We start from the raw sequence: 26,053 nt of genomic DNA, 5'->3' as shown, positions 1-26,053 counted from the left end.
ATCATGATTTCCCACAGCATTTCTTATACTTTTTTCCACTTTTACAAGGGCACGGATGATTTCTTCCAATTTTATCACCTACTATTATTGGAGATTTAGTTATATGTTCAATATTGTCATTAGCCTTACGTTCATCTGATATACATTTCTCTTTGCTAGCTTCGTTACAGGAATCCAGTAATCTTATAGCTTGTTCGGAAGCTTTGCATATCTTTTCATCAACACACGTAGTAGTTGTTTGAGCTGCTGTTAATATCCTCCACATCAAATGAAAATCATCATTTTTCTTAGCCCAATTGCAGAGTTTAAGCATTTCTTCAGGCATACTATAGAATCCCTGCTGAATAGCATATGTTATTGGTTCTACGATACCTACATTTCTACACAACATACTACCGCGCCCTTCAATATCGTGAAAATGCAATCCTTCTAAATCATAATTATTTAAATCATCTGGCCTTCTTAGCAAACCTGAATATGAACCTAGTGTCGCTAAAATCCGCAAATGAATGTTCCTACTTCCATTTTCATCACCTATTGGCAAACAAGCAATCTGAGATAGAATAAGCCATGGATGATAATTTCCGATTGCTGTTTCATTCATTCCTTCACCAAAATGAAGATTAATTATACCAATACCTGGAAAGTCAGCACTTATTAAACTTCCTTCCCCTAAATTACTTTCACTTGGTTCATCCTCTAACAACCTATATACTATATCAGTAAATGCCTGAGCATTGCTGAGAGAAATCTCTATCAGAGCTTTTGCAGCAGCTATATCACCAAGTGGTAGAGGAAAACTACTTTCTATAATAAAATCATATGCTTGTTCAAATTGACCTTGACTTAACAAGCGCAATGCTTCTTGTGATATATAATAACCAGCTGCTATTGATAAAAGCTCTGGAGTTTTAGGTAGAACTAGTTCTTTTCCACGTGGTCCATTTATTCTTTCTAAAATTCCTTGTTCTAAAAGTCTATTTAATCTTTCATTCCCTAATGTACTCTCTGCAGTTTCCCATATTATATGGCCTCTGCCATGTGACATTATCGACAGCTCCGGGTACATTCTTCTATTGCTTTCATCCAGCACATGTGCCTTTGCAAGGAACTTCATATCAGAACGTAATATAGTATCTGTTGCAAACTTGTCCCAGCAAGAAGAGATAACAGATACATCAGTTAAGCTCGGTAATGAAAAAAAACTCATTCTTCCGTCATCTCTTTCATGCTTTGTTCCAATTCCTGATTTATAAAGACTTGCCAATAGAATTCGCAGTATTCTTGGATGACGATATTCAGCATTATGAAAAGCTCCATTATGAAAACATGCACTATATTTTTCAAAAATATATTCTGCTATGCTTTCCATCTCTTCCTTATCAATCGGTAACAAGTTTACTTGTTTTGCCCTTCTTCCTAGCTCAGTCTTAGTAGGACGGCTAGGAACATAAGAAACTTGTTTAAAGGTAGTATCATCCATTGATAAAACTATTGTTATATTTTTGTTATCACTCAACAGTATTAATTCTTCTACATCTTTCATTATTTCATCTTTTGCACAAGTCGACCATCCATCAATAATTATAACTAATTGACCATCAACATTATTTCTAAATGCAGTTAGTATCCATTGACGGACTTCTTCTATAGACATATTTTTAAACAGTGTTCTACTAAACTGCATGGCTAATTGCTTAAATATACCATGCATTGTTGTTGATGCATCAATATACAACGGAACTATTTTATCGAATTCAGATGAGGTGCATAATTGATATAATAAATTGGTTTTTCCAGAGAGTGGAGGTCCAATTAGTGATATAAGTTTTTCCCCTGAATATATTAGGTTACCCAAATCACTAACAATTTTTCTCTTAAATGAAATATCCTTTATTAACGGGTATGTAAAATCAGTAATTTCTCCTTTACGTCCTTCAAAAACAGTATTAGTAAATTCTTTGATAACTTTAGTCCAAATATCAGGTTGTTTACCAAGTAGAATATTAACCGCTTCATCATGTTCCTTTGCCGCACAATTAATTGCATCAAAAAAAAGTGTTTCGATAGTTTGCTCATCAACACTCTTAAATTGAAGCTCAGTTTTATCATATGTCTTATAAAACTTTACATTATCACCATTTGTTACAATTACAAGCGGTGGCATCGGAGTTATTAAACGAGCATACGAAATCCCCTGCTCCTTGTCGCCTATTGTTATTTCATTTCCTTTACGTTTCAATTCTATTATTGCAAGAGGCTTATTTTCATATTCAATAAGAACATCTGAACGTCCATATAAGCGCTCACGTTCCAAAGCATTTAGCCCTATTATATGATGCCCTAGCCTAAGCGTTAAAACTTTCTGATGGGTTATCTTTAAATGATTTAGTGTTGGAAATACCTTTTTAAGCTCCCCGTTTAACTGAGCTTCAAAGGTAGCTTCATTCATACAATTATTACTCATACTTGTCTCCATTCCTTTCGTTTCAATTAAGGCACAAACAAACTATAAAAACCCATTGCACCAATCCTCCATCTGATTTACTATTTTTTAATAGAATAGCAATACACTACAGTGCACGGAAGAGGGAGGGCGAATTAAATTCAAAAGTCATGAGCCTGTCACCTGTATTCCACAGACACACCACCTAATAGAAATTTTCTACTTTTTGTTAAACCATACGAAGTTTGTCCTATATTAAGAGTATAGTTGGCTTATAACACCATCAATAATATCATCATATGTTCGTATTATAAGATTTCTATAGCCTCTTTCTATATCCTTCCATTTATCCGCCGAAAACATCCATCTTCGGCATACCACTAACCACCTTTTTGGATACTTAACATTAATATCGTATTCTTCTTTTAAATACTGCCTATTCCTTGGATCCTCAAAATACTCTTCGTATACCCTAGTTTGTGCAATATACGAATATATTGCTGAGTTAAATGTTTTTCTATTTTCAATACCAACAACTGAATCATTTTTAAGAGACGGAAGTTTGAATTCAACTACATCACAGTATCCATTTGGTTGCTCAATATAAAAATCTGGTCTTATTGGCTGCTTTGAAGTATCTGCCCATTTACATTCAACTTCAGAGTGAATTTTTGATCCAAAGAATGCCATACATAGAATAAATTAATTTTGTGGCTCTGCCATAAATTTTGTTATTTCTGTCTCTCTAGCTGCTGTTGAACTAATTAGTTCAACGAATCTGTTTATTCTTGCATGTTTCTCATACTGAAATCCTTTTGCACTAGGATATTGACAGTGCGCAATTCTTCTTGCGTTTTCTTCTTCATCAGCCCAAAATGTTACTTCAATATCATCTGTCTCATCATCTATTCTATTTTTTTAATGGGGAATATCTCCATCCATTTAATAAGTCTTGTAAGGAGTCCATTTTCATCAGTGCCGTAGAAAAAACAGTTAACAAGGGTTGCTGTGCTATCCCTTAATATTTCAATACCCTTACTATTAATAGAATACATCATAGTCTCATCCATATAATTCCAATTATTTACACTTAGCAAATTTACTGCTTCAAGAGTAGGTATATATAATTGGCTACATATTCCTTCAACTGGTAAACGAATTCCTGATGTTCCATCATACTTAAAGCCTATAATCTCATCAATTATATGTTCAGCATCTGGAAAGTTAAATGTTGTTACTTTTAATTCCACTGAATCAGAAAGGTTAGCTCTTTCTGTAGGTCTAATATACTCTACTGCTACGTGATGTTTATCATAATATACTATAATCTGTTCAGGATTAATAATTAAAGCTGGTATACTTTTTTTAATGCTGGATTTTCTATAAGGTTATCCCATATTTTACTCCAATAATTCTTTCCTAAGTGATCAACAATCATTTTTGACACTTCATCTAATTCAATAGCTTTCTCAATCATCAGAACAGCTCCTTTTCATCCATTTATATTCCATACTGACACTATATTTATACAATTTATACTATCTATAAAAATGAGAATAGTTAGTATTAGGTGTAAGGGTTATAAGATTATATTCATGAAAAGCTATATTAGCCTAATAACCTACGAGTCTGGCACCGTAATCTAACTTTTCAGCAAATGAGGAATGAATGAAATCTAACGCAAAAAGTGGGAATTCTGCGCCTAAAGTGTTTCTCCTTTCCGCTGAAAACACTTGTTTCTACATATCGCATTTACTTATGATACGACTCTCCGTAACTATCATAATGGCGATTTTTATCAGTAATACATAACTTGGGAAAATGCACATTATGCCATGAAATTAATTGTATCGATATACCCATGCCCTTGTCATTCTATTAATTTGGCATTTTAAGAAGCACATGCATCAAATCTCTGTCCATACCACTTCTCTCAAAAGTTGATGAAAAAAATCTCACTTCACTGAACTGAGTTTTTGAAATCTCTCTCATATTCGATATAGGATAATCAAATTTTGCATCTTTTACATAGTCAATATACCTCTTCGTAAAAGCTTGAAAATCAGAGGTTGTAACATAGCTCAATACAATATTCCATCTCATGCCATTAGCATCATACTTAGTAATCTTGTTGATGTGCAAATCAATACTAGTTTTATCTATCGAACTTAAGCAAAGTGCCTCGATAATGCAGAAGGGTGATTTATCATTATTTAAAATCAACAAATCAACTTCACCAGATTGAATACCGCTAGCAGATTGCCCTCTAAAAGTTTGGTCAAGAGCATCATATTTCCTCGCAGTTAATTGACTTCTAATAAAAACGGTTTTGTCATCCTCTGAACCTTCTATTGCTGGTTTATTAGCCTGTAACTCAAGACAAGATCTCATAAAATCATCAAAGAAAATCTTGAAATTGAGCTCTGGGTTAAATCTAAGTGGCTCATCAGGTTTTGGAGCAAAAGATTTATGCTTAAACTTCAAATACAACTTATATCTATGTGTTGAATCGTCATCATTAGATTCAACCAGAACATAACCGTATTCCTTCATCTTTTCCCCTAGCTCTCTTGATGCAGTCTTTACCTTAAGCATATCATTTGCTTCTAGTTTCACATCCCATTCATACTCATCAGCCTGTCTCCAACCAATTTGAGAACGACCGCAACTCTGTACCAAGTACATTAAGACATTGGCAAAATCATATTTTACCTTTATTTCATTTAATAGTCTAAGTAGTATTTCCGAATTGAATTCCTTGATAATGAGCTCATTCTCCTCTATGTAATCTTCAGCAACATGAGTTAAGTTTGCAATGTATGGCATATCATCTGCCCAAAATATATCTATCATGCCATCTTCCCTAAGCTCTTTTAGTCTGCTTCTTAGTCTTGAATCTTCTTTTATATCCGCATTTTTAAGTAGACCACTAATATAATCCGCTACGTTATCTTCATGCTTATACATTTCTATCAATAATTTTTCTGTTGATTTGCTAATCACTATTCCAACCCCCTCGACACATTTCATAAGTATTCTTATACAAATTGTATCACTAATTCCATGCATTTCCAATAATTAGTGACATAAAAAAAGAACATTTGCAACATGGCAAGCGGGATGGTCCTTGCTTGCTTTTGGCGTAGACTTTATTTATCAAACCACTTTCTACACCTTGTAAATACAAGCTTCCACAAAAAAACGCCGTTACTTATGGTACGGTTCACCGCACCGTAAGGCAAACATTTCTCCCCTTACAATATAACCATTTCAAATATTGATTATATTTTTCTCAAAAAATAAGATAGGCTTTTAAACCTATCCTGTTCTTTGCATTTCTTAATTCCTTATACGTATAATAGATTTCTATAACATTATCATTTCTATCCTACCTATTTCAATGTATTCACCTACACAAATTGAAATTTATTGATTTATTTCTAATTCCTCGAAAGTATTAGGCTTCAATACATAAAACATCAACAATCTTTCCAATGCTCCATTGGCTTTATTTCAAGAATATCCATAGGTGGTATCTGTATATGATTTTTAATCAAAAGTATATTTTCACTCGGTTCACTAAAGGCAGTCAAATATGCCTTTGTTAAATAATTCAGAACCTTATCCTCATCGCTTTGATCATCATCACTATCATATATAACTTTTTCACCACTTACCTTGGCCACTATCTCATAAGAATCATGCGTAGACATCCACTCTCGGGACAAATTCAATCCTAGAAGATCGTCGATGTCCATTAAAATTTCTGGTCGATGATGAACTTGTCCACCATAAGAGCTTCGTTCCCACACTGATAAGAACCCACATATAGTGTAATCGAAGTAAAATTTTCTCCCAATGGACCAACATTTATAAGCCTCTGTGTTTTGTCTTGGGCAAGCTCCGAAAGTAATATCGAATTCTTGTTCCCGATATATCAGTATTCTCTCATCTAAATTGATATTGATATCGCGTTTTTCCAAGAACGCTCTCAGCTCAGAGTCATGGCACGAATAAGATTGTTTTAAATCTAATATTCCATGTTTACGAAAAGATGCACATCCATTAGCACTTGTCGTCACATGAAAGTAGACAAATTCGAAATCTCTGTAGCTACGTGGAAGATATCCATGAGAGTTGATCACATCTGCCACAAGATAATCCGTATATTCATATTCGCGCTCGTGACTAAGATATTGCTTCCACACTGAGATTGGTATGCCAGTGAGATTGGTTAATGTCTGTTGAGCATATTCAGTTGTGCGAATATCGTAAATCATATTAGTCATAATCATCTATTTTCCCATCCCTTCATCTAGTTTCACATAAACAAATTACCATTTATATCTTAACCCTAATTTCAAATTTATAAAATCAACTAGTTTGCTGAGTTTCCTTGATTATACCTTTTAATTAATTCTAAAATTCTATCAAATGAAATTTTTTTTCTGAGTTCAGCGCATGCCCTTCTACAATTTTTGATATTCTTAATTTCATTTACAATCTCTAATAGAACTTCTTCATCTTCGCCAAGTGATTCTGCTAACCAAAGTAGTGTTTCTGGACGTCCAAACTTATTATACATAACTCTTGCACTATTATTGGGTTCATGTTCAAACCCTGGAATCCCTGGTGTTGCTTGATGAAGACACCAAATGGTTAGATGTTCACGTTGACAAGCCCACCATCTTTTTTCTTTTTGTCCATAATTCTTATCGAACTCAATAGAAATTGGGGTATCAATAGAAAGCATACTTATTGAGCACCCAAATTCAAGAACATTCATATCATTTACTTGTTTATCCATAGTTAATAACTATCTCCTTTCAAAGACAAATTCTAAGTTCGTCCATTTTATTAATAATCAATAATTTACTATTTATAATACTCAACCTTAAATTGGAACTTATCTGAATCGTGTTATTAACATGATGGTCAACTCTAAAATATCTTTTAAATTTTGTCTTTTATGTCTTCATTTTTTATCAGCAAATAGTTCTTTACTCAAGAATTGGCTTGCGCTGGTAACTCATTTTTCCATTCTCCAATTCTTTTCTTAACATCATTAATTTCAATTGTTTTTTTTACATTAGGAAGCTCTGTCGCTAAGACAAAAGCAACGGTTGATTCAATAATTTTTTCATCTAGAGTCCAAAAATCTTTGGTTATTCGCACTCTTTCAATTACTTTTATAAACTCCGAAGTACTGATAAATTTCGTGTAAGAATCATCTCGAAGTTCATAATCACATACTTCCCCGTCAGACGACCAAGAAGTTACATGTAATGCCAAAAATTTAATAGCATTGAGTTCATTTGTTATCGCAGTTTTTATATACTCTGAATATGTTTCTTTCTCTATAAACTCCCAAAGAAACGAAACTCTTCGCAGTTCTTTCCAATCAAATAAATTTCTATTCGCTACAAAACTTTTTGTCCTTTCTAAAAATATTGCTTCAATCTTGTACAAATTATCTAGACTAATAAGTTTTGGTTCTTGCGCACTAGATGTTTCAGCAACTCTCCCATAAGTCAGCTCAATTATATGTAGAAGATGTAATAAAAACTGAAATGATAAGAAGTCTGAGTTGGAAAACATATTTGCTATAATATTAAAACGTATGTTTTCGTCACTTATTCTAAAGAGTAAATCCGAAATCGTATAAACACTAATTTTTGTTAAATCAGCACCTATCAACTGCTTCTTTTTCTCTGCAATTCTTCCACTTTTAAATACTAACACACTCAAAATGAGCTCAATTCTTTCTTCAGGAATCCTTGACAAATTATATTGAATTTCATTTAAATAAGCATAAAACAGGTCGCGTTCATTAATCACTTCAATATATGACCTCAACTCATCTTCTTTCATGTGCAATAAAGAATCATCAATTTCATTTCTACTGATTTTTATATTGTCTAAAGAAAGTGAAAAATACAAATCGAATTTACTCTCAGAAGCTATTCTCATTGCTTGATGAATTTCTGCAGGTGTTTGAAAAGAACTTGAAAATGAAATTTCATTAGAGAACATAGGAAATAGACTAGCAACAGCCTTTAGCATGACTTGAGGATTTTGGGGATAAATATCTCGAAACCGTTGTAACGTTTCCGCCTCTTTTTTCTTTACATCATTAAGAGAAATACCTCTACCATTATAACCTCCAACAAGCGAAAATTTATTTTCTCTAATCCATTCAAAAATCGAAGAAGCAAATACTCGTAAGGAACATATTCCCGCCATATCAATAAAGTCCACTTCTTCCTTTACTGTCGAATACATAAACGCTAAAGTATTACAAAATCTATTAATATCACGCAATGTGTTTATAAATGGACTGATGCAAGAATTAAAAACTTTTGACCAGCGTGCTGAATCAAATTCAATGCCACCATGAACTTCAACTAAATCATCGAGCTTTTCAAATAGAATATCATGAAGCCTTTTAATACTTAATTGTGGCACATCAAACGGAACCTGAATTATTTTTTCCAGATATTCATCTCCATCACAATGTTGGACATTGCTTAATGCACGCACCACAATATCTTTATCAAATGAAAGCAAATATGTTATGTTTGGAAAACCAGCAACAGCATTTACCAATTGAAAAATAAGTTGAATTTGTTCATTCGAAAGTCTGTCAATATCATCAATCACTACTAAAATTCTGGTATCTAACTCTCTTAATGCTTGTTCTACTTCGTTTCTTCTATAAGAAACATCATTTTCTTTCGACTTCGCCTTATCCTTCATTGACTTACCTATAATCGCAGCCAGTTTAGGCAATTGTTTTAAGTATGGTCCTACTATAGGTATATACTCTGAATACTCTAAAGCGGACGAATACTTTTCAATTGCAGAACCTACATTTTGCATTTTCTGCTCTTTATTATTAAACTTCAAAGAATTAGAGAGAGTTAGGAAAAATTGATTTATCAATTGATTGGTATCAGTAAAGTTCCAAGGATCAAATTGTACAATAATTATTTTTTTACTATTATCTACTACTTCAGATAATTGTCTGATTTCTTCAACTGCCATATTTATAACGGAAGTCTTTCCGCAACCCCATTTTCCTTGCAGTGAGATTGCATAATTATCTTTTGTCTTAAATTGCATTATTGCATTTGCGAGTTGTTTGGCAAATGAACTCCGTCCAAGCTTGTCTTCACTTATTTTATTTATCGGCTTATCTGTATTAAACACATTATTTCCTCCTATTTACATAGTTATAGAAAAACTATTAGTTTGACCGATTTGAGGCTGGCATTTCATTATTATGCCATTTTGCCTCCAACAAATATATTATTTCCATACACAAAAGACCCATCAATTTGCTCGACAGTTACCTTATAGCTTGTCCTAGGTTCCAATCCTTCGTAATTTAATAATTAATTAATTATTAGTTCGAAGTCACAACCTCTATTTCTATACCATTGTACAGCTACGGACACATGAGGATTATTTAACTTTTCATATTCCTTTTTTATATCAATAAGATGACTGCTTTTGTACTTAAATATTGAAATCTTATCATTCAGTGATTTGTTTACATAAGTTGAGAATTCTTTTAATTTTGCTTCTATAAATAGCTTGTCCACATTTAAGAATATATTTTCTAACTCAATCCTTGCTATATCTAATAATTCATTTACTGTTGGCATGGTTATACCTCCTAATAAAGATAAAGATATGAACAACATTGTTACCATAATTGTATAACTTTGCCTACTACTCTTCAACATTAAATATCCACTTAGTACACATATTTACAAAAGGCTTGTATATTATCTAGTAAAATTGTTAAAAATAAACCCTCAGTAAACTGAGGGTTTATTTTTAACAATTATATTCGTATAAATAGAAACATAATTTATACTCATTATATACTTTTAATTCTTTGTCCTGTCTAGATACTTAATACCAACTTACATTCAAGAAATTCTCTTAATCTATTTGTAATGCTTTGAGCCAAATAGTTTCTAATTCTTACAACGTGGGATTTATATTACTCCCGTTTTAACTTTTTAATCGTATTAGTTTAATATGAAATTATATACTGCTCTACTTCACACTTTTAATAACCACTGGCTCAAACCTAAATCTTTGCCCTATGTTTGGATATTTTTCTTTATCAACTTCACTTAAAAACATATCTATTGGTCTTGCATACACTCCACAATCTCCATATAATGCTTTATAAATAACTAGTTCCTCTCGAGTTTCTGAATGCACTGCTATATCTATTAATAAGTACAAATCTCCTTTAAAATGTCTAAATATAGTTCCTTTATAATCCATTAAGTTTATGTCTTGCATGTTTATTTCTCCCTTCTATTGTACAAGTTACTTATTCACCCATATCATCAATAAGCCATGGGGAATTTTCATTTTCCCTGATTACAAAAAACCACCAATCATATACCCCACTATCTTGTGGCCCTACACCATCTTTAAGATATTTCACTTCATACTTAACCTTATATACCTTTAGGTTATTTTCAGTAGTATTATTTACACTTCCTCTTCCATTTTGCAAATACCCTTTTCGCACATTTTCACTGTTTTCCTCTTTAATATCTTCTATCTTTATACTATATAAATTTTCAAAATTCCAAACAGTATTAGGAGCATCGTGCCATTTTGTTAAAGTTTTAAGTATTTCTTTTTTATTTTTTTCATTTCTATATTTAAAATAATTTTCTACCACTTGTTTTGGATCTAATGATTTCTTATTAGAATTTGAAGTTAGTCCTTGGACTACATAATACCCTCCAATAACAATCACCAAAAATAAAGCTATTGCAAATACCCTTTTCTTCATTCATTCACCCCAATTATACAAAACTCTCATATATCCAAATTATAACATTTAATTTTACTTAAATACATCTAAATATTAAAGGACTCCACAAAAATAATTGCGAAGTCCTCTTTTTTTATATGTTTAAGAATTTTTCAAATCTTGATCTAGTTTTTTCTTCACCCATTATTTGCATTATAGTGTAAAGATCAGGTGTGTTAGTTCTATGTGATAATGCAATTCTAACAGCTCCAGCCACATCAGATATCATTCCTTTATATTGGTCTGGATTTGCTTTAAATTCTTTTCTATTTGCACAGTATCCAAGTCTTGTTCCAATTTCTTTTAAATCTTCAAACCAAGCTTCTTGGCTTCCTGCATTAAAGTTAAATTCATTTTTATAAACTTCAATTACAGCCTTAGCTGCTTCAAGTGAAAGTCCTTTTGGCATTTCAATTTGTTCTGCTGTTTCTTTGTCAAATAATTCATCAAAGAAATAGAATACTTTTTCTTTAACTTCATCCCATTTTGCATAGTCTTTTCTTGGCTTTGGACCTTCTTTATCTATATTAAATATCTCTTTAGCCATAGCTTCATTTTCTGTAACCAACTTATACATTTCACTATCAAACTCTTTAGCCCAAGCAGTATAAATTTCATAAACATCATTAGCTTTCATAGCTGCAATGCGATCCTTAGATACATCATTTAATTTAACTAAATCAAATAATGCTCCACTTTTACTCATTTTTTCTAGATGAATCTCGAATTCATGATAATCAGTTGTAGGATTTTCTGCTCTCCAATCCTCAAAGGTTGAATTTATGATATTTAATAAATACTCAATTACAGTTACTGTTGGATAACCAACTTCTTTATAATATGAAACAGCCGCTTCTGCATCTTTTCTCTTTGAAAGCTTTCTCTTTGATCCACCATCTTGCTTCATAATAGTTGGTATATGAGCATATCTTGGAGCTTCAAAACCTAATACTTCAAATAATTGAACATGTATTGGAAGAGATGATAACCACTCTTCTCCTCTTATTACATCTGTAGTTCTCATTAAGAAATCATCTATTGCATGAGCAAAGTGATATGTAGGAAGTCCATCACCCTTAATAAGTACTATATCTTGATTATTTTCTGGGAAAGATATATCCCCTTTAATTAAATCATGGAATTCAACTCTATTATCTGGATTTCCTGGAGACTTTAATCTTATTATATATTTCTCTCCATTTTCAATTCTCTTAATTGCTTCTTCCTCAGTTATATTTCTAAACTTAGCATATTCACCATAATAACCTGGAGTTATTTTATTAGCTACTTGTTTTTCTCTAAGTTCAGCTAATTCTTCTGGTGTGCAGAAACATGGATAAGCTAACCCCTTTTTAAGTAAGTCTTTAGCAAAAGCATTGTATATTTCAGCTCTTTGACTTTGTCTATAAGGACCATATTCTCCTTTATAAGTTTCTTGGCCAGTCATTCCTTCATTAAAGTCCATTCCAAAGTTGTGCATTGTTGCTATAGTATCATCAATAGCGCCTTCAACTTCTCTCTTTTGATCAGTATCTTCTATTCTTAAATAAAATACACCTTCTGATTGACTTGCTAATCTTTCATTGATTAATGCAGCAAACACTCCACCAATATGTTGAAAACCAGTTGGACTTGGTGCGTATCTTGTTACTCTAGCACCTTCTTTTAGATTTCTTTTTGGATATTTTTCAATATAATATTCTGTTGAATGATTAACTTCTGGGAATATCATATCTGCTAATTTTTCAAAACTCATTATCTACATCTCCTTTAAAACTTAAAATAAAAAAAGCCTTCATCCTAAAAACCTTAGGACGAAAGACTAACTTCCGCGTTACCACCTAAATTGATTAAAATATTAATGTAATACTTCAATCCACTTAATAATCTTTAAGGGAATAACCCCATAAATATACTACGTCCTACTAGACTTTCTATTTATTGCTCCAAAGCTTCCTTCAATAGATTTAAATTCTAGGATTTCACCATCCCTAGATCTCTAAGATTTAAATTTCTATTTACTCTTCTTTTTCACTGCACTTATTAAATATATAATTTTAAATTAATATTTACCAAATACAAAACAATTATACAGTTTGAAGAAATGATTGTAAAGAAATTTTGATTATTATTTCAAATAATCTAAAGCTAGAGTATTTTATATTCACTTTCTACTAATGATAAGTGAATAATAAAAGACTATAAACAAACACTATTTTTGTTAGTTAAATTCAAAAATAATATTAGGAAGTGATTAAAATGGAGTTACTACAACAGGATGTAAATGATGTTAGAACACTAAGTCAATGGGAATGGAGAAATCCGCTTCCTCAAGGTAATGTACTATTATCTTCAGCAACAGATGATACTACGCTTGTAGTAGTAGGATTCTTTGACACTATTCTTACTTCCACTGATTTTGGGCAAACCTGGACTCAAAGGGAAACTGGGACTTGCGCTTCTTTTAGAAAGATTACTTATTCAAATAACACTTTTGTTGCTGTAGGAGAAGCAGGTGTAGTTTTCACTTCTACAGATAGCGGTGCTACTTGGACACAAAGAACTTCTGGTACTGATAGTTGTCTGTATGACATTACTTTTGGTAATGATACTTTTGTTGCTGTTGGTGATGGAGTTATTATAGCTTCAACCGATTATGGTGCAACTTGGACTCAGATTGCAGTTCAAGCATCTTTTTATGGAATTACTTTTGGTAATAATACATTTATTACAGTTGGAGATTATGGATTAATTGGTATATCAAAAGAAGGCATAGATTGGTCAATGTCATCTGATGTTACAGGCAATGCTCTATATTCAATTACCTTTGGGAACAATGTCTTTGTTGCTGTTGGCCAAGAAGGTATTGTATGCACTTCAAAGAATAACGGCAAAACTTGGTCTGCAAAACGTTCAGCTTTTATTACTGATCTTCTAGGAATTAGTTATACTCAAAATACCTTAATGGCCGTGGGAGAAGATAATTGTGTTATTACTTCCACAGACATTGGAGTTACTTGGAAAGATGTCGCTCCTGAATCTCCTATTAGCTTTTATGGTGTCGCTTCATCCTATAATACTTTTGTTATTGTTGGTAGCTGTGGGGCAATATTTACAACTAATGATTATGGAGAAAGCTGGTCACTAAAAACTAGTAATATATGGAATCAGTTTTTAGGTAGTGCTATTTGTGCTAATAACACCATAATTGTAGTTGGTGAAACTGGAGGGATTTTTTCCTCAGGTGATGGCGGCCTTACTTGGATTGAACGCATTTCTGGAGTATCTCACACTCTTACCAGTGTAGCTTATGGTAATGGTAAACTTATCGCCGTTGGTGATCCTGGACCTATTTTAGTTTCTAATAATAATGGTGGAACTTGGTCGACACTAGCTCCTTCTCGTGATTACTTAAGTAAAATATTTTTCAACGGAAATGATACTTTTATCGCGGTTGGAATTAATGGTCTTATCTATACATCAAACGGTACTAATTGGCTTCAGAAAACTTCTGGAAGCACTGCATATCTCCTTGGAATTACTTATGGAAATGGAACCTATGTTGTAGTTGGAGAAGATGGTACCCTTCTTACTTCTACAGACCTTACAACTTGGACAAAAGCAAACTTTGAAACTCAAAATTCAATTATGGATATAACTTATGGAAATGGCATGTTTGTTGCTGTTGGCTACTTAGGAGAGTTTTACATATCTTCAGACGCTGTAACATGGAATATAATAAGCCCTGTTACCCAAGGTAACTTTACAAGAATTATCTATGATAACAACGTATTTATTGCAATCGGTTATGAAGGAATAATGGTTACTTCACCTAATGGAACTAACTGGGAACCATTAAATTCTCCTACTTATAATAATTTATTCAGTATCATGGCCAATAACAATTCCTTCTTTGCTACCGGAGAAGGTGGTACTATTATTCAATGTCAGAATACGTAACCTTTATAATGCTACTAGGAGATGATTTATATGGAATTGTTGTTAGATAAAGAAGTTAAGACAAATTTAAATCAAGTATGGGAATGGAGAAATCCTCTTCCTCAAGGCAATTTATTGACAGCTGTTGCTACAGACAATAATACACTTATAGCTGTTGGTTTCTTAGACACTATACTTACTACTACTGATATGGGTCAAACCTGGTCCAAAAGAACTTCAAATAGCTACACTTCATTTAGAAGCATTGCTTATGGTAATAATACTTTTGTAGCTGTAGGTGAACAAGGAGCAATTTTTATTTCTATAGATAACGGGGCAACTTGGACTCAGAAATCCTCTGGTACTGAATGTCGTCTTTGGGGAATTACTTATGGTAATAATAAATTCGTTGCAATTGGTGAATTTGTAATTTTAACTTCAAATGATTATGGAGAAACCTGGAATGTAATTGAATTATCTTATCCACTATATGGAATTTCTTTTGGTAATAACACCTTTATTGCTGTTGGGCAATATGGTGGAATAACCACTTCAAGTGATGGTGTAAATTGGTCTGAAGCGTGCATTGGAATAGAAGATTCTCTTTTGGGAATTACCTTTGGTAATAATATTTTTGTTGCAACAGCAGAGAATGGAACAATCTGTATCTCTAAAAATAATGGTAAGACTTGGTCAGCAAGACGCACCCCTTTCACTGAGGATCTTCTAGGAATTGCTTATAGTAACAATACATTTATGGCTATTGGTGAAAATGACTGCATTATAACCTCTTCAGATAATGGTGTTACTTGGAAGGATGTAGGTCAAACTTCAACTCTTAATTTTTATGGAATTACTTCATCATATAATACTTTTATAGTTATTGGCGATTGTGGAGTTGTTTTACTTTCTAACGACTACGGAGAAAGTTGGTCAGTTAAAACCTCCAACATATGGAATAGATTTTTAGGAAGTACTTTAGCTGCAAATAACACATTAATTGTAGTTGGTAGCGATGGAGGTATTTTTACTTCAACTGATAATGGAATTACCTGGATTGAAAAAATTGCTGGAGTTTCCCATACACTCACAAGTGTAGCATATGGAAATGGCAAACTTATAGCGGTAGGTGAACCTGGTCCTATATTAGTTTCAAATAATATAGGAGAAACCTGGACTACTTTATCACCATCAAATAATTCTTTTAATAAGATTTGCTTTAATGGAATTAATACTTTTGTTGCTATTGGAGATAGGGTTATATATACCTCTGATGGAACTAATTGGACCAAGCAAACATTTGATATAAATTCATCTCTTAATGGAGTTACCTATGGTAATAATACCTTTGTTGCTGTTGGTGATGGTGGCACTATAGTTACATCACAAGATGGAACTACTTGGGTAAAAAGAGAGTCTGGAACTGGTTCTATAATTGAAGATATTACATATGGAAATTATATTTTTCTAGCAATAGGTAATGGTTCAGATGTATTTACATCTTCTGATGGGATAACATGGAGCAAAAGGCAAATAGAAGCTTCTGGATACTACAATAGTGTATTTTATGGTGGCAATCTCTTTATTGCTGTTGGAGATGATGGTTTAATAGCTACTTCATCAGATGGAATTACATGGGAAGCACAAATATCTTGGACATATAATGACTTACATAGTATTATTTCAACAAACAACTTTGCATTAGCTACTGGCGACTGTGGTACCATTATTCAATGTCAAAATACTTAATTTAAAATTATAACACACACACTTCCTATTAATAGACGTATTATATTAAGTCAGTATATTTATTAGGAAGTGTTTTTTCATGGCATTTTTAGATAATTGGGGTTGGAGTAATCCTATACCTCAAGGCAATACTCTTAGAGCTGTTACTTCAGGTAATAATATGCTAGTTGCAGTTGGTATAAATGGAACTATAATAACATCTAAGGATAAAGGAGCTACTTGGACTTCTCAGAATTCTGGCACCCTAGAGACACTTTATTCAGTTGCATTTGGAAATAACGTCTATATAGCTGTTGGTACAAATGGAATAATTCTAATTTCCTACGATGGTATAAGTTGGTCCAACCTTCCTTCTAAAACTACAAATAATTTAAATGGAGTTTGTTTCGGAAATGGTATTTTTATTGCGGTAGGTGATAACTTAACAATAATTTGTTTTGATAATATTCAAGGAATTATTAGAATCCCTAAACCTAGTATAACTTCTGCAAAACTTAATGGTATTACCTTTGGTAATAATACCTTTATAGCAGTTGGAAATAGTATAATTATATCTTCTAATGGAAATGGCAAGTATTGGTCATTAAGACCCATCTCCGGCTCTCCTTCAGGCACCTTTTTAGGAATTACTTTTGGTAATAATACTTTTGTTACAGTTGGTTTAAATGCACTTATATACATTTCTACTAATAATGGAGGCTCCTGGACAAGAATTTCCATTGCTCCTACCTTATCAAAAGCAATTAACGGAGTATTCTATGGTAATAATACCTTTACCGCAGTATGTGATACTGGCTCAGTTGTTACTGCTACTGATCCTAGTGCTACTTGGACTAATCAAACTCAAAATTACAATTTAAGTAATTCTCTTTATGGTATTACTTTTTACCAAGATACTTTTATAACTGTTGGAAGCAATGGAGCAATATTCACTAACACTAATCCTAACGGTACTAATTGGACTCCAATAGCCACTAAATTCTTTTCTTCTCTCTACTCAAGTGTTATGTTAAATAAAGACACTTATCTTGCTGTAGGCGACAATGGAACAATTATACGTTCACTTAATGGCGGAAAAAGTTGGAGCATCCTTTCTTCTCATGTTTCTACTAAGCTAAATGGAATTGCTTTCGGAAATGGTACTCTTTTGGTTGTTGGCAATACAGGTACAGTACTTATTTCTACAAATAATGGTGATACCTGGACAACTATATCTTCTGGTATCACAAATAATTTTTCCAGTATATGTTGTGGAAATAATAATTTTGTTGGGGTTACCAATAATCCAAGTGGTTCAATGTATGTTTTTAATAATCAAGGTATTATACAATCATCCTTTACACCTACAGGCAATCAATCTTTAACTGGAGTTGCCTTTGGAAATGGCACCTTTGTTGCTGTCTCTAATCTTGGAAACATTTATACTTCAACTAATGGTAGTTCTTGGACACTTTCTGTTAATTTAACTACCGCATATCCATTCTCAAGTGTCTACTACTATAATGGGACTTTTGTTGCCGTCACTAATACTAATGGATCTAATACCGGTGGTGCTATAGCTATTTCTAAAGACTTTGGAATCACTTGGAGTATATCACTAAATCCAAATTCTTATACTTCATTCAACCGTGTTTCCTATGTTGGTAATAGCTTTGTAGTTCTAGGAAATGATGGATTAATTGTCACTTCAGAAAATAATGGTGCTACTTGGAATGAAAAAGAATCCATTATAGGTGCAAGCCTTTATAACTTATCTTCTTTTAATGATGATTATATTATAGTTGGTGCCGAAGGAAACATTATTAAGTCACTTCCAAAGATAATTCCACCTGCGCCATCTCTTCCTTTAGCTGCTATGGAACCTAGTCGTGGAATTAACTTAATAGAATATGATTAAGGACGTATTGTTTGCCACAAGTGGCAGACTATACGTCCTTATGTCATCATTATATACTCATATATTTTATATGGAATATAATCTATTTCAGTAGAGTTTATAGAATAAATAATATAATTTCCTCTTCTTTCTTTAATTACTAGATTGCCTTCATGCATGATTTTTAATGCCTTCGAAACTGCAGCCTCTGAGATATTTAAAATTCCACTTAGTTCTTGAGTACTTTTTCCTCTTTTAGATATCTCCTTTAGAATTTTAAGTCTAGTACTATCTCCTAGTGCCTTAAGTGTTCTTTCCAGATCTAACGGACTTTCCTTTTCAATTGAACCTAAGTCAATTAAGTGTGTTAAATATAAATTATCACCTATTATTCCAAGCATAAGGTGAGGACTTACAAATGTAGAGGAATTTATAGTTATGCATTTAAGCTTTTCTCTACTTACTACATATTCCTTATTTTTAATGAACTTAATCTTCTCATCATTAAGCTGTATTCTTTCATGTATAGTGTCAACTATATAAAATATTCCCTTTTCCCGTCCTAATGCTGCTTGTTTTTTGAGAACTCTTGTAATTATAGGTTCTATATATTTAAGTTCTTCTTGAAATATCTCAATATAAAATCTTTTTAATAGTTCTAAAAATGATAAATATTCTCTTTGTGTAATTCTTTTATCATACTCTTTGAATATCTTATTTATCTTATAAATTGTGACATTTGATAGGAATTCTATAGAGCTCAATATACTTAAATCATTGCACTCCTCAAAACAATTGCAAAAATCCATCACTATACAATATTGATTTGTAAGCTCTCCACATTTTACAACTTCTTCTAAAAACTTATTATCTATCTTTTCTTGAACTTTTTGCACCCACTGCTTTCTATGTAAATGATGGTCTGGAGATGATAAAACATGCATTGCACAAAACATTTCATAAAGCGGTGAATACTTAAATTTACATAATATTCCTTTTTCATAAATTACATCTATCTTCATATTACCTCTAAAAATAAGTGAAATTACCTGTTTTTCTGCTGTGAACCTCCACTATTTTTATTATCTTTATGCAAGCAAAGTATAATAAAGCTACTATACTTACTCCAATAATAATAAAGTTTGTTATCCCACTTAATGAACTTCCTTTTAATATAACGCTTCTAACAGCTTCAATTGCATAAGTTAAAGGGAAAAATAAGCTTATTCCTTTTGCCCAAAATGGAAATACTGATGTTGGCACCTTTACTCCAGAAAATATCTCCATAGGTTCTTCTAAAATTGTAAACAAAAATCCAGAATCCCTTGAGAATAAAAACAAAGAATTTAAAAGCATACCCCAGATAACAGCCATTGTTAAAGTTATTATAAAAACCACCATTAAGGAAAGATAATTAATATTCAATACTTCTCTTTTAAATATTAGAACACCTAAGGTAAATATCACCATAAATATAACGCTCTCAAATAATGAAGATAATGCATTTCCTAAAATGACTCCTTGTCTTGTGGCTGGGGATAAATAAATAAGCTCTAAGGTACCACTCATCCTCTCAAAAGAAAAATTCCAAGCAGATTGCACTAGGCTTCTAAACAGGCTCATAGTCATATATCCTAATACTATAAATACTACCACATTTTGCTCATTTAAGTAATTAATATTGCTATTATTTATCTTAAAGGGCTTAAAGCTATAATATGAAGTAATAAAACTTAAGATTGGCCATATAAATAATGAAATATATATTAGTTTGCTATGAAAATAATTAAGATGCTGCTTTTTCATTTCTCCAATAACAACTTTAAAAAACTGCCTCATAGCTATGCCCCTTTCTTTGAAAGCTTAATTATAGTATCCTCAAGTCTTGGTACTATCTCGTAAAATTCTTTTATAATTGCTCCCTTGCTAGAACAAATTTTAGATATATCTAGACTTAAATTCTTTGAACTAATAATTTTATAAGAATTTTCATCCTGCTCTATTTCTACGGTATTGTCTTTTAAAATAAGGTTATTTAGCATATATGAATTAAATTCACCAGAATTATTATGAAGTGTTAATTTATATACAATCTTTGTAAATACATCCTTAGATAACTCTTTAACTGTTCCCTGCTTTATTATTTGTCCCTTATCTAAGACATAAATATAATCTGAAAGTTCCTCAACCTCATCCATATAGTGTGAAGTTAATAATATTCCCTTCCTATTTTCCTTTGACAATAATTTTACATGTTCTCTTAATTCTTTAGATACTACGGCATCTAATCCCAAAGTTGGTTCATCCATAAAAATATAACTTGGATCATTAATAAGACCTCTAGCTATTTGTAATCTTTGTTTCATTCCCTTTGAGAATTCTTCTACCTTCTTATCCTTGCTTTCTTGTAAGCCTACTAGATTAAGTAAGTAATCTATTCGCTTTTTTAAGATATCATTTGGTATTCCATATAATTGTCCATAATACCAAAGGTTTTCATTTGCAGTTAGCCTCCAATATATCATCCTTTCTCCACCAGCTATCATATTAATCTTTCCTTTTATAACCCTAGGATTTTTGATAGCATCTATTCCATCAAGAAAATATTCGCCATGGGTAGGTGAAAGTAATGTAGTTAACATTTTAATAGTTGTTGTTTTTCCTGCTCCATTTATGCCTAAAAGACCTATAATCTCTCCTTCATTTATTCTTATTGATACATCATTTACTGCTTCTACACTTATTTTTTCATTTTTAAATAATCCTCTACTTGTTTTTGTTTCATAAATCTTTTTCAAATTATTTGCTTCTATCATATTTAACACCTACCCCTGAATTTTTTCTAATGCTATAAATTCAATTCTTTTAAGACTTAAGAACCCAATTATTATATAAACCGTACTTAATATAAACACATAAATTATGGTATTACTTTGCTCAAATATGCCCTTACCTAATATAGCTGTTCCTCTTATTAAATTTGAAATCTCTGTTACTGGTATTAATTCTCCTATACTTCTAATTACCTTAGGTAAATACTCTGTTGGAAAAGTAATTCCGCATAACAAAAGCATGGATACAAATAAAGTATTTTGAGAAATATATGTATCTCTTGTGTATAGCATTATTGACGCAAGTACCATAGATAATCCAAAAAAGCCATATAAGGCCAAGATAACAATTAATAAAAAAGATTTTACATTCATATTTGATAAATTAAGACCAAAGGGCAATGCAATTATCAATGATACCGTTACTTCAAAGGTAGTAGCAACAGTTTGCTGAAGCATATTCCCAATAAAATATTCTCCCCTTCTAAATGGAGTAATCATTAAACTCTCCAAAGTTCCTTCTCTTAGTTCTGTAATAAGACTTCTACTAACATTTAGGCAGGTCCTTACCACAAATATATACGTAAGAGAACCTAATATAACATAGCTCATATAATCTCCAGTTCCAGCAAATTTGAGAAAATCCTCCCCAACCACCCCATTAAAAAGCATCTTATACATAAATAATGCTCCAATAACGGTGTAAAAACCTGTTAATACATTCCCAATGAAAAAATCTTTTGGATACGCTCTTAACATTACAATAAAATTTCTTTTGAAAGTTGCTACTAAAACCTTCCCCCTCATTTTCATCTTCCTTCCCAATTTGATTAACCTTTTAGTTAATCAAATTACATATTTATGATTCCGGTAGCATTGTAATTTGTTAGGAATAATTTGTCAACTTATTAGAAATAATAAATTTTATATTACTTATAGGGGAGGTGAGCAAAATGAAACATGTTACAGCATTAATTATTAAATTTGTTATGGTTGCAATTGTATTAGAAATTATTCTTTCTCTACTTACTAATTTAACTTTTACTGAAACCTTGTATATAGCTGCTGCCGTAACAATTATTGCATATATATTGGGAGATCTTATTATATTGCCTGCTTCAAACAATATCGTTGCAACCATTTCGGATGTAGTATTATCTCTTGTAGTAATCTACTTATTCGACTTTATTTGGAGTGGTAAGGGAATATCTATTACAGATGCGTTAATTGCTGCAGTTGTAATAGGTGTAGGTGAATGGATCTTTCACAAATATGTTGCAAATAATGTTTTACCAAATAATAAAGAATACTAGATTAATATAATGTTATTTAGAGGTGTATCCATGGAAAATGTGTTTGATTATGAAGATATTCAATTAATTCCTGCAAAGTGTATTGTAAATAGCCGATTAGAGTGTGATACTAGCGTAACTTTAGGAAAACATACCTTTAGATTACCAGTTGTACCTGCAAATATGCAGACTATTATAGATGAGAAGATTGCACTTTACTTGGCTGAAAATGGTTATTTCTATATTATGCATAGATTTAATCCTGAGAAACGTATAGATTTTATTAAAGATATGAAATCACGAGGTTTACTAACTTCAATTAGTGTTGGTGTAAAAGATGACGAATATGAATTTATAAAAAAGCTTGCAGCTGACAATCTTTTACCTGACTACATTACCATAGATATAGCTCATGGTCACGCAAATTCAGTTATAAGCATGATTCAGCATATTAAAAACTTTTTACCCGATAGTTTCCTAATCGCAGGAAATGTTGGTACTCCTGAGGCTGTTAGGGAATTAGAACACGCTGGTGCTGATGCTACAAAGGTTGGAATTGGACCTGGTAAGGTATGTATAACTAAGATTAAGACTGGTTTTGGTACTGGAGGCTGGCAGTTAGCAGCTCTACGATGGTGTGGGAAAGCAGCTAGCAAACCAATAATTGCAGATGGAGGTATTCGTACACATGGAGATATAGCTAAATCTATTAGATTCGGCGCATCAATGGTAATGATTGGTTCACTATTTGCTGGACATGAAGAATCTCCAGGTGAAACTATTGAAATGGATGGTAAGCTATATAAAGAATATTTTGGTTCAGCCTCAGAATTCCAAAAAGGGGAAAGGAAAAACGTTGAAGGCAAAAAAATGTTTGTTGAATTCAAAGGTTCACTAAAAAATACCTTAATTGAAATGGAACAAGATCTTCAATCATCAATTTCTTATGCTGGAGGGAATAACATAGAGGCAATTCGCACCGTTGACTATGTAATAGTTAAGAACTCAATTTTTAATGGAGATAGAGTATATTAAGGAAAAACCTATTGCTTGCTAAAAGTAGCAAGCAATAGGTTTTAAGCTTCAACCCCTTGAGAAATTCTTATTATCTCCATCTTTCTATCCTCATCAAAGCTATCTATGTATATCTTAAGTTTTTCATGCCATTCTCTTTCACTCTCTGTACCATAATCAATATCCATAAATTCTCCTTGTGGTGTGTTCTTAAGTAATAGAGCTATCTCAAAATCATCTAATGCTTCAAAAACATGAGTAAATTCATCACCAAAAATACAATCTGCCCCCAAGACATCTACTAAATCTTTTAAGCTATGAAATTCCTCTCTTATAATTTTTATTTTATCTTCTACAATATTACAATCTCTAATTTCTTCAGTTATACTCTTAAATATATCATTTTCTACACTCTCACCATCTTCATACCTAATAACCTCATCTTGGGATTTATCTGGTGTTATAAATATATTTTCTAAGGTATCAGTTTTAAGCCCATTTTCTATTTCTGGTATCACCTTTAATATGGATTCTGTTATATAATCAATTAAACTCTTATTTACAATAGAAAGTTCTTTAATTATCTTATCCTTTGCTTCAATAACAAGTTCTATAAAATCATTCTTTGACAAATGCTTTACTGATTCTTTAATATATTCCCTATCATTTCTAGTTATATCTAGTGATTTTTCCTTTTTCCCTATAAGTATAACACCTAGGTAATTAACTAAAACAAGTTGAAATATATTTATAAGCATATGATAAGAATTTTTATGAAAGCCTTTTAACAATGCCTCTATTTCTATGATATCAAAGTTTGAGCAGAACTCATTTTCCATATTTATTTTATTTAAATAGTCCTCCATATATTCAATTCCTACTAATTTCATCTCATCATTTGCTAAAGGATAATCTATTGAACCTGCTGCTTCATGACTTGCAAACCTAATATCATACTCATCAAAAAATAGTGGAAGCCCATAATCAATTGTGTCATTATACGCATAATTGTTTGTATTGAGTTTTGTTTCTTGAATAAGTTTTAATAAGCTATTACATTCTTCGTACTTTAATCTTATAAGCTTCTCTCCTTCTGTAAATAAATGTTTCATTCCTTTTTCATTAATTAGAGTTTTACTACCTTTAATTGAGGAATTGTTCTTTATGAATAATCCAATTGTATAATAAATTGATAACATAATTTTATCTGCAACTTCAACCCTTACTGAATAACTCTCATTTCTGGTATAATAGCCTAGTGTTTCTGTTAATATGCTAAATAGCTGAGATTGAATATTTTCTATTTCTTTCATACTTAGTAGCTCTTTGGTATAAAGTACATGTAATAATGATTGAAGATAATGTTCATCATCTAGTAAATCTTCATGCAAATCATCTTTATCAATAATATAATTCCCCACTATTCTTCGTCACCTTCCATACTAAAGTATTCCTCCAAAATCTTCATTTCGTCTTCACCAGCAAAATCATTTACTCCAAACTTTATATTATGGGCTACATTATATAAATATCTATCGCTAAGTAATTCTAGGGAACCCTGGCACTCGTTATCAAAATAGTTTTTCATTAGATCTATTAGTTCATCATCACTTATTTCATCCATTGTTTCATTTTTATAAAAATAGAAAATATCAATAAGCTCATCTATTGTTTCAAGATAATTATATTGAGAAATATACGGAGATTCGCAAAATGCAGAAATAATTTTTTTAACTATTACTCCTCCAAATTCAAATCTTCCATTACTTCTTAATGCATTATTTCTTGTTTTTAAAATCACTTTTATATCTTCATCGGAAAGCTTTAAACCATATTCTAAAGTCTCTTCATTACATTGCTGAATTTCTAAAAAAGTTTGTTTGTTTACTAAAGAATCTGAAATAGACATAAGTTGTTTCTCCATAAAATAACCCTCCAATTTTTAAATTAACTATTGACATTTATATTTAGGTGTGATATGATTAATATGTATAGATATGTTTGCAGTGTTATGCTAACAATTAATTTTATCATCGGCATATATTCATGTCAATGATA

23 protein-coding genes and 1 other annotated feature are annotated in these 26,053 nt (G+C 31.7%); of the genes, 5 read left to right on the top strand and 18 right to left on the bottom strand.

Annotation, left to right across the window (positions count from 1 at the left end):
• Position 1 precedes the first annotated feature (1 nt).
• The 12 genes from L1S47_RS01460 to gltX all read right to left on the bottom strand — a co-directional run bounded on the left by L1S47_RS01460 (position 2) and on the right by gltX (position 13,050).
• Positions 2-2,467 carry an SEC-C metal-binding domain-containing protein gene (locus L1S47_RS01460; RefSeq protein ID WP_238881713.1) on the bottom strand — a complete coding sequence of 822 codons (2,466 nt, stop codon included), beginning with the start codon at positions 2,465-2,467 and terminating at the stop codon, positions 2-4.
• Positions 2,468-2,701: 234 nt separating this feature from the next.
• Complete coding sequence (locus L1S47_RS01455; protein ID WP_238881712.1) at positions 2,702-3,136, bottom strand: hypothetical protein; 435 nt, start codon at positions 3,134-3,136, stop codon at positions 2,702-2,704.
• Between the two features lie 215 nt (positions 3,137-3,351).
• Positions 3,352-3,696 (bottom strand): hypothetical protein, encoded by a 345-nt coding sequence (locus L1S47_RS01450; protein WP_238881711.1) that lies wholly within the window; start codon positions 3,694-3,696, stop codon positions 3,352-3,354.
• Between the two features lie 95 nt (positions 3,697-3,791).
• Positions 3,792-3,923: a hypothetical protein gene (locus L1S47_RS20525; RefSeq protein ID WP_275297757.1), complete on the bottom strand. Its 132-nt coding sequence runs from the start codon at positions 3,921-3,923 to the stop codon at positions 3,792-3,794.
• 401 nt (positions 3,924-4,324) lie between these two features.
• Positions 4,325-5,449 (bottom strand): hypothetical protein, encoded by a 1,125-nt coding sequence (locus L1S47_RS01445; protein WP_238881710.1) that lies wholly within the window; start codon positions 5,447-5,449, stop codon positions 4,325-4,327.
• Between the two features lie 476 nt (positions 5,450-5,925).
• Positions 5,926-6,528: a hypothetical protein gene (locus tag L1S47_RS01440; protein ID WP_238881709.1), complete on the bottom strand. Its 603-nt coding sequence runs from the start codon at positions 6,526-6,528 to the stop codon at positions 5,926-5,928.
• Positions 6,529-6,824: 296 nt separating this feature from the next.
• Positions 6,825-7,253 carry a hypothetical protein gene (locus L1S47_RS01435; RefSeq protein ID WP_238881708.1) on the bottom strand — a complete coding sequence of 143 codons (429 nt, stop codon included), beginning with the start codon at positions 7,251-7,253 and terminating at the stop codon, positions 6,825-6,827.
• A 197-nt stretch (positions 7,254-7,450) separates the two neighbouring features.
• On the bottom strand, positions 7,451-9,655 hold the full coding sequence (locus L1S47_RS01430; RefSeq protein ID WP_238881707.1) for a P-loop NTPase fold protein: 2,205 nt from the start codon (positions 9,653-9,655) through the stop codon (positions 7,451-7,453).
• A gap of 185 nt (positions 9,656-9,840) precedes the next feature.
• Positions 9,841-10,113, bottom strand: a complete 273-nt coding sequence (locus L1S47_RS01425) for a hypothetical protein (protein ID WP_238881706.1) — start codon at positions 10,111-10,113, stop codon at positions 9,841-9,843.
• Positions 10,114-10,513: 400 nt separating this feature from the next.
• Positions 10,514-10,768, bottom strand: coding sequence for a DUF1653 domain-containing protein (locus L1S47_RS01420; protein WP_238881705.1), 255 nt, complete (start codon positions 10,766-10,768; stop codon positions 10,514-10,516).
• A 31-nt stretch (positions 10,769-10,799) separates the two neighbouring features.
• Positions 10,800-11,273, bottom strand: a complete 474-nt coding sequence (locus tag L1S47_RS01415) for a DUF4829 domain-containing protein (RefSeq protein WP_238881704.1) — start codon at positions 11,271-11,273, stop codon at positions 10,800-10,802.
• A 115-nt stretch (positions 11,274-11,388) separates the two neighbouring features.
• Positions 11,389-13,050 carry a glutamate--tRNA ligase gene (gene gltX / locus L1S47_RS01410; protein WP_238881703.1) on the bottom strand — a complete coding sequence of 554 codons (1,662 nt, stop codon included), beginning with the start codon at positions 13,048-13,050 and terminating at the stop codon, positions 11,389-11,391.
• Positions 13,051-13,101: 51 nt separating this feature from the next.
• Positions 13,102-13,338: a binding site (T-box leader), on the bottom strand.
• A gap of 215 nt (positions 13,339-13,553) precedes the next feature.
• On the opposite strand from gltX, the gene L1S47_RS01405 reads away from it, so the two are divergent.
• The 3 genes from L1S47_RS01405 (at position 13,554) to L1S47_RS01395 (ending at position 18,879) form a co-directional block, all read left to right on the top strand.
• Entirely contained in the window at positions 13,554-15,254 is a 1,701-nt protein-coding gene (locus tag L1S47_RS01405; RefSeq protein WP_238881702.1) for a YCF48-related protein, read from the top strand.
• A 30-nt stretch (positions 15,255-15,284) separates the two neighbouring features.
• A complete protein-coding gene (locus tag L1S47_RS01400; protein ID WP_238881701.1) occupies positions 15,285-16,982 on the top strand; it encodes a YCF48-related protein in 1,698 nt (565 codons plus the stop codon).
• Between the two features lie 79 nt (positions 16,983-17,061).
• The gene (locus L1S47_RS01395; RefSeq protein WP_238881700.1) at positions 17,062-18,879 is read left to right on the top strand and encodes a YCF48-related protein; all 1,818 of its coding nucleotides are present in this window, start codon (positions 17,062-17,064) and stop codon (positions 18,877-18,879) included.
• A 38-nt stretch (positions 18,880-18,917) separates the two neighbouring features.
• Here the strand turns inward: L1S47_RS01395 and L1S47_RS01390 are convergent, their stop codons facing one another.
• Genes L1S47_RS01390 through L1S47_RS01375 form a run of 4 tightly spaced genes read right to left on the bottom strand, consistent with a single transcriptional unit; the run spans position 18,918 to position 22,496 of the window.
• Positions 18,918-19,880, bottom strand: coding sequence for a helix-turn-helix transcriptional regulator (locus L1S47_RS01390; protein ID WP_238881699.1), 963 nt, complete (start codon positions 19,878-19,880; stop codon positions 18,918-18,920).
• Between the two features lie 7 nt (positions 19,881-19,887).
• Complete coding sequence (locus L1S47_RS01385) at positions 19,888-20,697, bottom strand: ABC transporter permease (RefSeq protein ID WP_238881698.1); 810 nt, start codon at positions 20,695-20,697, stop codon at positions 19,888-19,890.
• A 2-nt stretch (positions 20,698-20,699) separates the two neighbouring features.
• Positions 20,700-21,674: an ABC transporter ATP-binding protein gene (locus tag L1S47_RS01380; RefSeq protein WP_238881697.1), complete on the bottom strand. Its 975-nt coding sequence runs from the start codon at positions 21,672-21,674 to the stop codon at positions 20,700-20,702.
• Between the two features lie 9 nt (positions 21,675-21,683).
• Positions 21,684-22,496, bottom strand: a complete 813-nt coding sequence (locus tag L1S47_RS01375) for an ABC transporter permease (RefSeq protein WP_238881696.1) — start codon at positions 22,494-22,496, stop codon at positions 21,684-21,686.
• Positions 22,497-22,642: 146 nt separating this feature from the next.
• On the opposite strand from L1S47_RS01375, the gene L1S47_RS01370 reads away from it, so the two are divergent.
• Entirely contained in the window at positions 22,643-23,002 is a 360-nt protein-coding gene (locus tag L1S47_RS01370) for a DUF2512 family protein (RefSeq protein WP_238881695.1), read from the top strand.
• 30 nt (positions 23,003-23,032) lie between these two features.
• Positions 23,033-24,016 carry a GMP reductase gene (gene guaC, locus L1S47_RS01365; protein WP_238881694.1) on the top strand — a complete coding sequence of 328 codons (984 nt, stop codon included), beginning with the start codon at positions 23,033-23,035 and terminating at the stop codon, positions 24,014-24,016.
• A 41-nt stretch (positions 24,017-24,057) separates the two neighbouring features.
• On the opposite strand, the gene L1S47_RS01360 is transcribed toward guaC, so the two are convergent.
• Both L1S47_RS01360 and L1S47_RS01355 read right to left on the bottom strand, forming a co-directional pair.
• A complete protein-coding gene (locus tag L1S47_RS01360) occupies positions 24,058-25,416 on the bottom strand; it encodes a DUF6179 domain-containing protein (protein ID WP_238881693.1) in 1,359 nt (452 codons plus the stop codon).
• Positions 25,416-25,919, bottom strand: a complete 504-nt coding sequence (locus L1S47_RS01355) for a DUF6323 family protein (RefSeq protein WP_238881692.1) — start codon at positions 25,917-25,919, stop codon at positions 25,416-25,418. Before L1S47_RS01355 ends, L1S47_RS01360 begins: the two co-directional genes overlap by 1 nt.
• Positions 25,920-26,053: the final 134 nt, after the last annotated feature.

Origin of the sequence: Clostridium sp. YIM B02551 (assembly GCF_022324735.1) — a bacterium.
GTDB classification, from domain to species: domain Bacteria; phylum Bacillota; class Clostridia; order Clostridiales; family Clostridiaceae; genus Clostridium_T; species Clostridium_T paridis.
Note: the sequence above shows the minus strand (reverse complement) of the source record. Positions and strands in the feature narration are given on the sequence as shown.

Excerpts from the sequence above, each read along its gene's own strand:
- L1S47_RS01420 (WP_238881705.1), bottom strand. The coding sequence starts at position 10,768 with ATGCAAGACATAAACTTAATGGATTATAAAGGAACTATATTTAGACAT.
- L1S47_RS01455 (WP_238881712.1), bottom strand. The coding sequence starts at position 3,136 with ATGGCATTCTTTGGATCAAAAATTCACTCTGAAGTTGAATGTAAATGG.
- L1S47_RS01380 (WP_238881697.1), bottom strand. The coding sequence starts at position 21,674 with ATGATAGAAGCAAATAATTTGAAAAAGATTTATGAAACAAAAACAAGT.
- L1S47_RS01390 (WP_238881699.1), bottom strand. The coding sequence starts at position 19,880 with ATGAAGATAGATGTAATTTATGAAAAAGGAATATTATGTAAATTTAAG.
- L1S47_RS01460 (WP_238881713.1), bottom strand. The coding sequence starts at position 2,467 with ATGAGTAATAATTGTATGAATGAAGCTACCTTTGAAGCTCAGTTAAAC.
- L1S47_RS01400 (WP_238881701.1), top strand. The coding sequence starts at position 15,285 with ATGGAATTGTTGTTAGATAAAGAAGTTAAGACAAATTTAAATCAAGTA.
- L1S47_RS20525 (WP_275297757.1), bottom strand. The coding sequence starts at position 3,923 with ATGATTGAGAAAGCTATTGAATTAGATGAAGTGTCAAAAATGATTGTT.
- L1S47_RS01355 (WP_238881692.1), bottom strand. The coding sequence starts at position 25,919 with ATGGAGAAACAACTTATGTCTATTTCAGATTCTTTAGTAAACAAACAA.
- L1S47_RS01425 (WP_238881706.1), bottom strand. The coding sequence starts at position 10,113 with ATGCCAACAGTAAATGAATTATTAGATATAGCAAGGATTGAGTTAGAA.
- L1S47_RS01385 (WP_238881698.1), bottom strand. The coding sequence starts at position 20,697 with ATGAGGCAGTTTTTTAAAGTTGTTATTGGAGAAATGAAAAAGCAGCAT.
- L1S47_RS01395 (WP_238881700.1), top strand. The coding sequence starts at position 17,062 with ATGGCATTTTTAGATAATTGGGGTTGGAGTAATCCTATACCTCAAGGC.
- guaC (WP_238881694.1), top strand. The coding sequence starts at position 23,033 with ATGGAAAATGTGTTTGATTATGAAGATATTCAATTAATTCCTGCAAAG.
- L1S47_RS01435 (WP_238881708.1), bottom strand. The coding sequence starts at position 7,253 with ATGGATAAACAAGTAAATGATATGAATGTTCTTGAATTTGGGTGCTCA.
- L1S47_RS01370 (WP_238881695.1), top strand. The coding sequence starts at position 22,643 with ATGAAACATGTTACAGCATTAATTATTAAATTTGTTATGGTTGCAATT.
- gltX (WP_238881703.1), bottom strand. The coding sequence starts at position 13,050 with ATGAGTTTTGAAAAATTAGCAGATATGATATTCCCAGAAGTTAATCAT.
- L1S47_RS01375 (WP_238881696.1), bottom strand. The coding sequence starts at position 22,496 with ATGAGGGGGAAGGTTTTAGTAGCAACTTTCAAAAGAAATTTTATTGTA.
- L1S47_RS01415 (WP_238881704.1), bottom strand. The coding sequence starts at position 11,273 with ATGAAGAAAAGGGTATTTGCAATAGCTTTATTTTTGGTGATTGTTATT.
- L1S47_RS01405 (WP_238881702.1), top strand. The coding sequence starts at position 13,554 with ATGGAGTTACTACAACAGGATGTAAATGATGTTAGAACACTAAGTCAA.